We start from the raw sequence: 12,140 nt of genomic DNA on the forward strand, positions 1-12,140 counted from the left end.
GCCGGCCCCGGAGGGGCGGCTCTCGCCGAAGCTCGCGCGGCGGGCGGTCGTCGGGGTCGAACCCCGGCGGCCCCGGCGGTTCAGCGCTCGCGCGGTGCGCGGGCGCCCGGGTTGTGCCAGAGCGGTGCGGGCGGGCCCAGAAGGCGCTCGGCCGCGGTGTTCGGGCGGACGGTGAAGCGGCCCACGGGCTGCAGGGTGTCGTGGTGGATCCGGTCCGGATCGGTGCCCAGCTCCACCAGCGCCTCGGCGACCTCGGTCAGGAAGCCCGGCGGTCCGGCGAGGTAGACGTCGTGCGAGGGCCAGTGGACGCAGGCCCGCAGCGCCTGGAGGAGCCGCTCGGTCGCCTGGTCCCTGCGGTGGCCGGGGGCCGAGGTGATGTAGGTGACGCTGAGCCCGGAGAGGCGTTCCTTGAGGCGCTCCGCGTCCTGCCGCCCGTACAGATGTCCCTTGGCGCGCGCCACGACGAACAGCCGGCCCTTCAGCTCCGGCTCGGTCTCCGCCGCCTCCGCGAGGAGGGCCCGCACCGGGGCCCAGCCCGTACCCGCGCATATATAGGTGCGGAGTCCGCCCGGCTCCGTCCGCGCGGTCAGGCCGCCGCCCGGCGCGCTGAGCCGCAGGGTCTCGCCCGGGCCCGTCTGTTCGACGAGGGCCGTGCTCATCGCGCCGCCCGGGATCCGGCTCACATGCAGCTCGACCGTGCCGTCGGGGCGGGGCGCGTCCGCGAGGGAGTAGGTGCGCCAGACGCGCGGGACGCGCAGCGAGCTGACACTGACGTACTGCCCGGGGCGGAAGGGGAGGGGCTGCCGGGGCCGCAGGGTGAGGACGGCCAGGTCGTCGCCGTACCGCTCGTGCCGGACGACGTCCGCGTCCCACCAGGCGGGCTCCCCGGCCCCGGCGGCCTCCTCGGCGCCCGCCAGCATCAGGTCGGCGACATGTCCGTACGCCTCGGTCCAGGCCTTCTCGGCCTCCAGGGTCCAGGCGGCCCCGGCGGCGTGCGCGAAGGCGGCGAGCAGGCTCGCCCCGACGGCGGCGTAGAGCGCGGGGGAGGCGAGGAACTTGCGGTGGTCGCGGCCCAGCTGCCCCAGGTACTCCGCGAGGCCCGGGTCCTCCAGGTGGGTCACCACATGGGTGAGCGCGGCGAAGAGCCGGTCCCGCTGGGGCTGCATGTCCTCGGGGAACAGCTCGCGCATGGCGGGGTTGTTCCAGAAAAGATGCGAGTAGAAGAAGGTGACGGCGTGTTCGGCCCGTCTCTCGACGACCGCGAACGTGCTTCTGAGCATCTGAGGATCCACCGACAAGAATCTAGGGCACGTCACCGTTCTTGATCACATGATCTGACAGACCGCACGTTCCGGACCCCCTGTACCGTCGGGGGGTGAGCACCACCCCCGGCACCGGCCCCTCTTCCTGCCCTGTCTCCGGCCTCTCTTCCGGCCCCGTTTCCGGCCCCGCACCGACCCCGGCGCCCGAGCCCGCGCCCGAGCTCTTCACCTGGGAGTTCGCGAGCGATCCGTACCCCGCGTACGCCTGGCTCCGCGAGCACGCGCCCGTGCACCGGACGACGCTCCCCAGCGGGGTCGAGGCCTGGCTCGTGACCAGGTACGGGGACGCCCGGCAGGCCCTGGCCGACCAGCGGCTCTCCAAGAACCCGGCGCACCACGACGAGTCCCCGCACGCCAAGGGGAAGACGGGCATCCCGGGCGAGCGCAAGGCCGAGCTGATGACGCATCTGCTCAACATCGACCCGCCGGACCACACCCGGCTGCGGCGGCTCGTCTCGAAGGCCTTCACCCCGCGCCGGGTCGCCGAGTTCACCCCGCGCGTGCAGGAGCTGACCGACCGGCTCATCGACTCCTTCGCGGAGAAGGGGAGCGCGGACCTCATCCACGAGTTCGCCTTCCCCCTGCCCATCTACGCCATCTGCGACCTGCTCGGCGTACCCGAGGAGGACCAGGACGACTTCCGCGACTGGGCCGGGATGATGATCCGGCACGGCGGCGGCCCGCGCGGCGGGGTCGCGCGCTCGGTGAAGAAGATGCGCGGCTATCTCGCCGAGCTGATCCACCGCAAGCGCGAGGAGCCCGGGGACGACCTCATCTCGGGGCTCATCAAGGCCTCGGACCACGGCGAGCACCTCACCGAGAACGAGGCGGCCGCCATGGCCTTCATCCTCCTCTTCGCCGGCTTCGAGACCACCGTCAACCTCATCGGCAACGGGATGTACCAGCTCCTGCGCCACCCCGAGCAGCGCGAGCTGCTCCAGGCCTCGATCGCGGCGGGCGAGACCGGGCTCCTGGAGACCGGGATCGAGGAACTGCTGCGGTACGACGGGCCGGTGGAGATGGCCACCTGGCGGTACGCGACCGAGCCGCTGACCATCGGCGGGCAGGACATCCCGGCGGGGGACCCCGTCCTCGTGGTGCTCGCCGCCGCCGACCGGGACCCCGAGCGGTTCGACGGGCCGGACACGCTCGACCTCGCCCGCCGCGACAACCAGCACCTCGGGTACGGGCACGGCATCCACTACTGCCTCGGCGCGCCGCTCGCCCGCCTCGAAGGACAGACCGCGCTGGCCACCCTCCTCACCCGGCTGCCGGACCTGCGACTTGCCGCCGATCCGGCCGAACTGCGGTGGCGCGGGGGGCTCATCATGCGTGGTTTGCGCACGCTTCCGGTGGAGTTCTCCCCTTCCGTACGACCATCACAAAGTGACGATCCATCAGAACTGTGATCTTCACGTGATCGCGGGTGCATCGACTTGTGATGAGCGTTCGAATACGGCTACCTTCCCCGTCAGCTCGGTTCGTCAACCTGGTCGAGCAACTCGACCAGGTCCGACAACTCGGGCCGTCATCACAGCCGTCACGCGAAAGGCGCCCCTATGCGTTCCGGGAACGGACGACACCGTCGCCCCCGTCAGGCCCCCGCCATCGTCGTCGCCGCGGGCGTGACCGGATCCGCCATGGCGCTGCCGCTGCTCGCCACCGGGTCCGCCTCCGCCGCCGACGCCGCCACCTGGGACCGGGTCGCCGAGTGCGAGTCCGGCGGGCAGTGGAGCGCCAACTTCGGCAACGGCATGTACGGCGGGCTCCAGTTCACCCAGGACAGCTGGGAGCGGAACGGCGGCCTCGCGTACGCGCCCAGCGCCGACCTGGCGAGCCGCGCCCAGCAGATCGCGGTGGCCGAGAAGGCTCTTGCCAAGGGCTCCACCGAGTGGGCCACCTGCGCACCGATCGCCGGCCTGACGAACGACGGCACGGCCACCGGTGTGGATCCCGGCCCCACGAGCATCCCGAAGGCCCCCACGGGCCCGGTCGTCGAGTCGAACCGGACCTCGGGGCTCCCGGAGGCCTCCAAGGGCTCCGCCGCCTCCCACGGGGCCGCGAAGAAGGCCACGGGGACGGCCTCGCCGACCGCTCCCGTGTCGCCCACCGCGCCCGCCACGCCCGTCTCACCGACCGCTCCCGTCACGTCGGTGACCCCGGGGACCCCGTCCGCTCCCACCGACGGGACCACGCCGACCACTCCGGGCGCGCCCGATGCGTCCGTTACGCCGGGTATGCCCGGTACGCCGGGGGCGCCCACCGAGCCCGGTGCGCCCACCACGCCCGGCGCGCCGAACGATGACGTGTCGTCGGCCGCTCCCGGAACCGGGAAGCACCGGGGTGACGCCGCCCCGGAGGAAAGCGGCAAGCCGGACACTTCTACTGAATCCGGTCGACACGCTTCATCTGGCGACGAGCTGGCCGAAAAGCCCGCGAAGCTCCCGGCGGCTGACGCTTCGAAGAAATCGGACGCAACGGACAGTCAGGGCAACCCGGACTCGTATCTCGTGCAGCCGGGCGACAACCTGTCCGACATTGCACAGGAGAACGAACTCCCTGGAGGCTGGACCGCCCTCTACGACGCCAACCGGCAGACCGTGGGCATCGATCCGGACCTCATCCTTCCTGGTCAGAGCCTCGACCTGACGAACGGTTCGAGCAAGAAGGCGGAGTGATTCGGGGGCGTATGTCCGGTTCTGGGCAAGTGAGACATGGGTCTCTTCGTCCCAACTGGCGTGTTCCGCCCGCAAACTTTGCTCCCGTCACCTCTCACCTGCACAAACAACCCCCACCGGAAGGCAAGTAGGGGCGTTATTTCCGCAATACGCCTCTTTGAACTTCCGGTGGGTCTGTGTCTACGGTCGTCACCGCTCGCCACCGCGGGCCCCGTCGACCGAAACGCCGAATCCTGCCGTCGGCCGATGGGAACAGTCGTCGCGCAAGCGCCGAAGGCAGGAGTGGGGGACCCAAGGTAAGTGCCGGTCCCGGCCGTTGAGACAGACGGCCGGTGAACGGCTTGGGGTGAAGCCGCGTGCTAGGACACGCGGCCGGGCAACTTTCCGGCCCGAACCCGACAGCTCACCTCACAGGCGTCGGTGAGGAGAATCTCCATGCTGTTTTCCGGTAAGGGCAAACACCGCCGTCCCTCCAAGGCCACCCAGGTCGTCACGCTCGTCGGCGTCACCGGTGTCGCCGTCGCCGCCCCGCTGATGACCGCGGGCACCGCCTCGGCCGCCACGGTCTCCGAGTGGGACACCGTCGCCGCGTGCGAGTCCGGCGGCAACTGGTCCATCAACACGGGCAACGGCTACTACGGCGGCCTGCAGTTCTCCGCCTCCACCTGGGCCGCGTACGGCGGCACCGCCTACGCCTCGACCGCCAACCAGGCGTCGAAGTCCCAGCAGATCGCCATCGCCGAGAAGGTCCTCGCGGGCCAGGGCAAGGGCGCCTGGCCGTCCTGTGGCGTGGGCCTCTCCGGCGCCTCGCCGGCCGGCGCCGTCGAGAGCGCGCCGCAGCAGAGCACCCAGCAGCAGCCGCAGCAGGAGCGGAAGGCCGAGCAGCCGACCACCCGCAGCGAGCAGCGCAAGGCCCCCAAGCAGGCCACGCAGCAGCAGGCCGCGCCGAAGGCCGCCGCGAAGAAGACGGTCACCACCCCGACCGGCAAGAAGGTCAAGAAGGGTGACGGCGAGTACAAGGTCGTCGCCGGTGACACCCTCAGCAAGATCGCCCAGGCGCACGGCGTCAAGGGCGGCTGGGCCAAGCTCTTCGAGCTGAACAAGGACGTCGTCGAGAACGCCGACCTCATCTACCCGGGCCAGCAGCTTCACCTGAAGTGAGCCCGGCGGCTCGCGTGAGTCCGGCGGCTCACGCGGCCCCTCCGACCCTCCCGCGGTGACCACCCCGGCCCGACGCGCCCATCCCCCGTGCGCGTCGGGCCGGGGTTCCCCCTTTTGTGCGGGACTTCCGGGAGGACCTGACGGTGACAGCGGTTACCGTCCAGTAGATCTGGGACCCTTCGTCCCGAGATGCATGCCCTTGGGTCCTTTTTCGTCCCAGGGGGCGGGCGCCCGGCCGGCCGGAGCCTCCGAGCCGGTTAGGCTCTTGTCGCAAGGCCGAGCGACCCTGCACCGGCCATGCGTCACATCCAGCGTCACATCCCAAAAAGGAGATGCTCGTGCCGTCCATCGACGTCGTCGTAGCCCGGGAAATCCTGGACTCCCGAGGCAACCCCACGGTCGAGGTCGAGGTCGGCCTCGACGACGGCAGCACCGGTCGTGCTGCTGTTCCGTCCGGCGCCTCCACCGGTGCCTTCGAGGCCATCGAGCTTCGCGACGGTGACCCCAACCGTTACCTGGGCAAGGGTGTCGAGAAGGCCGTCCTCGCCGTCATCGAGCAGATCGGCCCGGAGCTCGTCGGCTACGACGCCACCGAGCAGCGCCTGATCGACCAGGCCATGTTCGACCTGGACGCCACGGAGAACAAGGGCTCGCTCGGCGCCAACGCCATCCTCGGCGTCTCCCTCGCCGTCGCGCACGCCGCCTCCGAGGCCTCGGACCTCCCCCTCTTCCGCTACCTCGGCGGCCCGAACGCGCACCTGCTGCCCGTTCCGATGATGAACATCCTCAACGGTGGGTCGCACGCCGACTCCAACGTCGACATCCAGGAGTTCATGATCGCCCCGATCGGCGCGGAGTCCTTCTCCGAGGCGCTGCGCTGGGGTGCCGAGATCTACCACACGCTCAAGGGCGTGCTGAAGCGCAAGGGCCTCTCCACCGGCCTCGGCGACGAGGGCGGCTTCGCCCCGAACCTGGAGTCGAACCGCGCCGCCCTGGACCTCATCGTCGAGGCCATCAAGGAGGCCGGCTACACCCCGGGCACCGACGTGGCGCTCGCGCTCGACGTCGCCGCGTCCGAGTTCTACAAGGACGGCAAGTACGAGTTCGAGGGCAAGTCCCGCTCGGCCGCCGAGATGACCGAGTACTACGAGGAGCTCGTCTCCGCGTACCCGATGGTCTCCATCGAGGACCCGCTGTACGAGGACGACTGGGCCGGCTGGAAGGTCCTCACCGACAAGCTGGGCTCCAAGGTCCAGATCGTCGGCGACGACCTCTTCGTCACCAACCCGGAGCGTCTGGCCCGCGGCATCGAGGAGGGCACCGCGAACGCCCTCCTGGTCAAGGTCAACCAGATCGGCTCGCTGACCGAGACGCTGGACGCCGTCGAGCTGGCCCAGCGCAACGGCTTCAAGTGCATGATGTCCCACCGCTCCGGCGAGACCGAGGACGTCACCATCGCCGACCTCGCGGTCGCCGTGAACTGCGGCCAGATCAAGACCGGCGCCCCGGCCCGCTCGGACCGCGTCGCCAAGTACAACCAGCTGCTGCGCATCGAGGAGATCCTCGACGACGCCGCGGTCTACGCCGGCCGCAGCGCCTTCCCGCGCTTCAAGGGCTGAGCCTCTCCGTAGGGCAGCTTCCGTACGTCCCCGTACTCGGTCCCGTACCGTGTGCGGGGACGTCCGCGTGAACAGGGGAGGCGACACGACATGGCCGCGAAGGACCGGGACCGGTTCTCCACCGCGACCCGGATCAGACTGCTCGGCGAGCAGACCGCCGCCCGTGTCTACCGCTCCCAGACCCGCCGCCAGGCCCGCCGCTCGCGGCTCACCGGCCGCGCGGCCTTCCTCGCCCTGGTCGTCTGCTCCCTCGTCGTGGCGCTCGCCTACCCGATGCGGAGCTACGTCTCCCAGCAGGGCGAGATCGCCGAGCAGGAGCGCAGGGCCGCCGAGGCCGCCCGGCGGGTCGAGGAACTCAGGGACGAGAAGGCCCGCCTCCAGGACCCGGCCTACGTCCGCCGCCTCGCCCGCGAGCACCTCCACTACGTGCTGCCCGGCGAGACCGGCTTCACCGTGAACGACCCCGACGCGGAGCAACGGCCCCGCGGCGACCAGGGCGCGGCGGACCGCCCCTGGTACGACAACCTCTGGGACGGCGTCGACCACGCCGACCGCCCCTGACCCTGACCCCTCCTCCTCCGCAACAGACGAGCAAGGCAGACATGGAAACGCCCCCTCCGCAGACCGAATCCACCGAGCCCACCGAGAAGGACATCGCCGCCTTCGAGCTGCAGCTCGGGCGGCCGCCCCGCGGCCTGCGCGCCATCGCGCACCGCTGCCCCTGCGGCAACCCGGACGTCGTCGAGACCGCGCCCCGGCTGCCCGACGGCACGCCGTTCCCGACCACGTACTACCTGACCTGCCCCCGGGCGGCCTCGGCCATCGGGACCCTGGAGGCCAACGGGGTCATGAAGGAGATGCAGGCCCGGCTCGCCACCGACCCGGAGCTCGCCGCCGCCTACCGGGCCGCGCACGAGGACTACCTCGCGCGCCGTGACGCCATCGAGGTCCTGGAGGGCTTCCCGAGCGCCGGCGGCATGCCGGACCGCGTCAAGTGCCTGCACGTCCTCGTCGGCCACTCGCTGGTCGCGGGACCCGGTGTGAACCCGTTCGGCGACGAGGCGCTCGCGATGCTGCCGGAGTGGTGGGCGAAGGGCCCCTGCGTCACGCCGTGCACCGACGAGGGGAAGTCCGCCGAATGACCAGGGTCGCCGGAATCGACTGCGGTACGAACTCCATCCGCCTGCTCGTCGCCGACGTCCACCCCGAGACCGGTGGACTGGTCGAGCTCGACCGCCGGATGACGATCGTCCGGCTCGGGCAGGGCGTCGACAAGACGGGCCGGCTCGCCCCCGAGGCCCTGGAGCGGACCTTCGCCGCCTGCCGCGAGTACGCCGAGGTCATCGAGGAGCTGGGCGCCGAGAAGCTCCGCTTCGTCGCCACCTCCGCCTCCCGGGACGCCGAGAACCGCGCGGACTTCGTGAACGGGGTCGTGGAGATCCTGGGCGTCGAGCCCGAGGTGATCACCGGCGACCAGGAGGCCGAGTTCTCCTTCACCGGCGCCACCGGCGAGCTGCACGGCACCGAGACGTACCTCGTCGTGGACATCGGCGGCGGCTCCACCGAGTTCGTCACCGGCAACAAGCACGTCGAGGCCGCGCGCTCCGTCGACATCGGCTGCGTCCGGCTCACCGAGCGGCACGTCCGGCACGACCCGCCGACCGCCGAGGAGGCCGACGCGATCCGCGCCGACGTCCGGGCCGCGCTCGACCTGGCCGCCGAGACCGTGCCGATCGGCACCGCCGAGACCCTCGTCGGGCTCGCCGGCTCGGTCACCACGGTCGCCGCGATCGCCCTCGGGCTCCCGGAGTACGACTCCGAGAAGATCCACCACGCCCGGATCTCCGCCGCCCAGGTCGCCGAGGTGACCGAGCGGCTGCTCGCCTCCACCCATGCCGAGCGCGCCGCGATCCCCGTCATCCACCCCGGCCGGGTCGACGTGATCATCGCCGGGGCGCTCGTCCTGAGGGAGATCGTCGAGCGCGTCGGAGCCCACGAGGTCGTCGTGAGTGAGCACGACATCCTCGATGGGATCGCCCTATCCGTGGCATAGCGGGCATCTATCGACGCCCCCGGCGACACGTCGTCGGGAAAGTTCGTGAAGTTCTTCACAAGGAAAAGGGCCCTGGTGGCGCCCGAAGGGGGTCTTTAGGCCCTCCGGGGGGCGCCTCAGGGCCCTTTCGCAGGCGCGGGGGCCGATTCGCTCGTTGTTTCCATCGCGTGAACGGCCCCCGTGGTTCGGCGTTAACGAAGGCTCTCCGGGCCAGTTCACAAGGGGTGAACAACGTTCGCCCCCGCACCCCGGTTCCTTTGCAGCACCATGACATGGATCACGTGGGCGGCGGAGTGTAGCAGAGGTACCCGGAGACCTTGTGAAGGGGCGCACGAGCACCCCCCTCAGGAGGGGTGGATACTCGATCTCATGAGCACCACGGAGCGTCCCAGGATCCTCGTAGTAGGCGGCGGGTACGTAGGCCTGTACGCAGCTCGGCGCATCCTCAAGAAGATGCGCTACGCGGAGGCGACCGTCACGGTCGTCGACCCGCGGTCGTACATGACCTACCAGCCCTTCCTCCCCGAAGCCGCCGCCGGCAGCATCTCGCCGCGCCACGTCGTCGTCCCGCTGCGACGCGTCGTGCGCGGAGCCGAGGTGCTCACCGGCCGGGTCACCACCATCGACCAGGACCGCAAGGTCGCCACGATCGCGCCGCTCGTCGGCGAGGCGTACGAGCTGCCTTTCGACTACCTCGTCATCGCGATGGGCGCCGTCTCCCGTACCTTCCCGATCCCCGGCCTCGCCGAGCAGGGCATCGGCATGAAGGGCATCGAGGAGGCCATCGGCCTGCGCAACCACGTCCTCGAGCAGCTCGACAAGGCCGACTCGACCACCGACGAGGAGGTCCGCCGCAAGGCGCTGACCTTCGTCTTCGTGGGCGGCGGCTTCGCCGGCGCGGAGACCATCGGCGAGGTCGAGGACCTGGCCCGTGACGCCGCGAAGTACTACCAGAACGTGTCGCGCGAGGACATGCGCTTCGTCCTGGTCGACGCGGCCGACAAGATCCTTCCCGAGGTCGGCCCCAAGCTCGGCCAGTACGGCAAGGAGCACCTGGAGAGCCGCGGGATCGAGATCTACCTCGAGACCTCCATGGACTCCTGCGTCGACGGCCACGTCGTGCTGAAGAACGGCCTCGAGGTCGACTCCAACACGATCGTGTGGACCGCCGGCGTGAAGCCGAACCCGGCGCTCTCCCGCTTCGGTCTGCCGCTCGGCCCCCGCGGCCACGTGGACTGCAACGAGAAGCTCCAGATCAACGGCCTCGACTACGCCTGGGCCGCGGGCGACAACGCCCAGGTCCCGGACATGGTCGGCCGCAAGGCGGGCAACCCGAACGCCTGGTGCCCGCCGAACGCCCAGCACGCGCTGCGCCAGGCCAAGGTCCTCGGCGACAACGTGGTGGCCGGCATGCGCGGCTTCCCGCAGAAGGAGTACAGCCACGCCAACAAGGGCGCCGTGGCCGGCCTCGGTCTGCACAAGGGCGTCGCGATGATCGTCATGGGCAAGGTGAAGATCAAGCTCAAGGGCCGTCTCGCCTGGTACATGCACCGTGGCTACCACGGCATGGCGATGCCGACCTGGAACCGCAAGATCCGCGTCTTCGCCGACTGGACCCTCGCGATGTTCCTCAAGCGTGAGGTCGTCTCGCTGGGCGCCATCGAGACGCCGCGCGAGGAGTTCTACGAGGCGGCCAAGCCCGCCCCTGCGCCGGCCGCCCCGGCGCAGGAGAAGGCCAAGGCCTCCTAAGCGGTACACGCAGCACCAGCAGGACCAGCAGTACACGCAAGGCCGTAAAAGGGCCGTCCGCCATCCGTGGTGCGGACGGCCCTTCGCGTGTTTTGCCGACTGATTGCGCTGCGGCGGGACTGTAAACGCCTACTGACGGTGTTCCCTTGGTGACGAGCATTTCTGGGGCACGAGATCACGGAGGTGTGCACCATGGCCGACGCCGCGTCGCGGCTGACGACTCTTGCCGAGGAACTCCTCGGGGGACCGCTCCCGGTCCGACTGCGAGCCTGGGACGGCAGCGAGGCCGGGCCCGTCGGTGGCCCCGTCCTGATCGTCCGCGACCGCCGCGCCCTGCGGAGGATGATCTGGAAGCCGGGCGAACTGGGCCTGGCCCGCGCCTGGGTGGCCGGGGAACTCGACGTCGAGGGAGACCTCTACGAGCTCCTCGACGCGCTCTCGGGCCTGCTCTGGGACCGCGAAGAGGACACCAGGGGCCTGATCGCGTCCGCGCGCGACCCCCGGCTGCGCGCCGCTGCCGCCGCCCTGCTGCGGCTCGCCGGGCCGCTGCCGCCGCCGCAGCCGCCGGCCGAGGAGATGCGCGGCCGCAGCGGCGGCCGGCACACCCGGCGCCGCGACAAGCAGGCGATCAGTCACCACTACGACGTGGGCAACGACTTCTACGAGCTGGTCCTCGGCCCGTCGATGGTCTACTCGTGCGCGTACTGGGCCTCCGACGGCCCGGACGCGACCCTGGAGGACGCCCAGCGCGACAAGCTGGACCTCATCGCCCGCAAGCTGAACCTCAAGGAGGGCGACCGGCTCCTCGACGTGGGCTGCGGCTGGGGCTCCATGGCCATCCACGCCGCCCGCGAGTACGGGGCCAGGGTCGTCGGCATCACCCTCTCCCGCGAGCAGGCCGCGTTCGCCCGCAAGCGGATCGCGGACGAGGGCCTGACCGACCTGATCGAGATCCGCGTCCAGGACTACCGGGACGTCACGGACGGCCCGTACGACGCGATCTCCTCGATCGGCATGGCCGAGCACGTCGGCGCCGTCCGGTACCGGGAGTACGCCGACATCCTGTACGGGCTCCTCAAGCCCGGCGGACGGCTCCTCAACCACCAGATCTCCCGGCGCCCCGAGCCCGACGAGGAGGCGTACGAGGTCGACGTCTTCATCGACGCGTACGTCTTCCCCGACGGTGAACTCGCCCCCATGGGACGCACGCTGAGCACCCTGGAGGACGCCGGCTTCGAGGTCAGGGACGTGGAGGCGATCCGCGAGCACTACGCCCTCACCCTGCGCCGCTGGGTGGCCAACCTGGAGCGGGACTGGGCCCGGGCGGTCCGGCTCACCTCACCCGGCCGGGCAAGGATCTGGCGGCTCTACATGGCGGCCTCCGCGGTCTCCTTCGAGCGCAACAGGATCGGCGTGAACCAGTTCCTCGCCGTGAAGACCCCGGTGTCGGGGAAGAGCGGCACGGCGCTGCGGCCGCGCGTCTGGAACGAGCGGACGGACTGACGTACGCCGAAGGGCCGGTCCCCCTGGTGGGGGACCGGCCCTTTCCCGTACCGCG

Annotated in this window: 10 protein-coding genes and 1 riboswitch; of the genes, 9 read left to right on the forward strand and 1 reads right to left on the reverse strand. The window is 70.8% G+C overall.

Annotation, left to right across the window (positions count from 1 at the left end):
- Window positions 1-80: 80 nt before the first annotated feature.
- Window positions 81-1,280 (reverse strand): globin domain-containing protein, encoded by a 1,200-nt coding sequence (locus OG259_RS25105; RefSeq protein WP_328944319.1) that lies wholly within the window; start codon window positions 1,278-1,280, stop codon window positions 81-83.
- A gap of 95 nt (window positions 1,281-1,375) precedes the next feature.
- On the opposite strand from OG259_RS25105, the gene OG259_RS25110 reads away from it, so the two are divergent.
- The 9 genes from OG259_RS25110 to OG259_RS25150 all read left to right on the forward strand — a co-directional run bounded on the left by OG259_RS25110 (window position 1,376) and on the right by OG259_RS25150 (window position 12,085).
- Complete coding sequence (locus tag OG259_RS25110) at window positions 1,376-2,731, forward strand: cytochrome P450 family protein (RefSeq protein WP_328944320.1); 1,356 nt, start codon at window positions 1,376-1,378, stop codon at window positions 2,729-2,731.
- A gap of 150 nt (window positions 2,732-2,881) precedes the next feature.
- On the forward strand, window positions 2,882-4,000 hold the full coding sequence (locus OG259_RS25115; RefSeq protein WP_328944321.1) for a transglycosylase family protein: 1,119 nt from the start codon (window positions 2,882-2,884) through the stop codon (window positions 3,998-4,000).
- Between the two features lie 258 nt (window positions 4,001-4,258).
- A riboswitch (cyclic di-AMP (ydaO/yuaA leader) is annotated at window positions 4,259-4,432 on the forward strand.
- Window positions 4,433-4,435: 3 nt separating this feature from the next.
- Window positions 4,436-5,161 carry a transglycosylase family protein gene (locus OG259_RS25120; protein ID WP_328944322.1) on the forward strand — a complete coding sequence of 242 codons (726 nt, stop codon included), beginning with the start codon at window positions 4,436-4,438 and terminating at the stop codon, window positions 5,159-5,161.
- A gap of 332 nt (window positions 5,162-5,493) precedes the next feature.
- Window positions 5,494-6,780 (forward strand): phosphopyruvate hydratase, encoded by a 1,287-nt coding sequence (gene eno, locus OG259_RS25125; RefSeq protein ID WP_266892655.1) that lies wholly within the window; start codon window positions 5,494-5,496, stop codon window positions 6,778-6,780.
- A gap of 90 nt (window positions 6,781-6,870) precedes the next feature.
- Window positions 6,871-7,341 carry an FtsB family cell division protein gene (locus OG259_RS25130; protein ID WP_015034100.1) on the forward strand — a complete coding sequence of 157 codons (471 nt, stop codon included), beginning with the start codon at window positions 6,871-6,873 and terminating at the stop codon, window positions 7,339-7,341.
- Between the two features lie 41 nt (window positions 7,342-7,382).
- Window positions 7,383-7,922 (forward strand): DUF501 domain-containing protein, encoded by a 540-nt coding sequence (locus tag OG259_RS25135; protein ID WP_266892652.1) that lies wholly within the window; start codon window positions 7,383-7,385, stop codon window positions 7,920-7,922.
- Window positions 7,919-8,833 carry a Ppx/GppA phosphatase family protein gene (locus tag OG259_RS25140; RefSeq protein ID WP_328944323.1) on the forward strand — a complete coding sequence of 305 codons (915 nt, stop codon included), beginning with the start codon at window positions 7,919-7,921 and terminating at the stop codon, window positions 8,831-8,833. The genes OG259_RS25135 and OG259_RS25140 overlap by 4 nt, the downstream gene beginning before the upstream one ends.
- Before the next feature lie 369 nt (window positions 8,834-9,202).
- Window positions 9,203-10,582 carry an NAD(P)/FAD-dependent oxidoreductase gene (locus tag OG259_RS25145; protein ID WP_015034097.1) on the forward strand — a complete coding sequence of 460 codons (1,380 nt, stop codon included), beginning with the start codon at window positions 9,203-9,205 and terminating at the stop codon, window positions 10,580-10,582.
- 192 nt (window positions 10,583-10,774) lie between these two features.
- On the forward strand, window positions 10,775-12,085 hold the full coding sequence (locus OG259_RS25150) for a cyclopropane-fatty-acyl-phospholipid synthase family protein (RefSeq protein ID WP_328944324.1): 1,311 nt from the start codon (window positions 10,775-10,777) through the stop codon (window positions 12,083-12,085).
- Window positions 12,086-12,140: the final 55 nt, after the last annotated feature.

The organism is Streptomyces sp. NBC_00250 (genome assembly GCF_036192275.1).
In the GTDB taxonomy this organism is placed as follows: domain Bacteria; phylum Actinomycetota; class Actinomycetes; order Streptomycetales; family Streptomycetaceae; genus Streptomyces.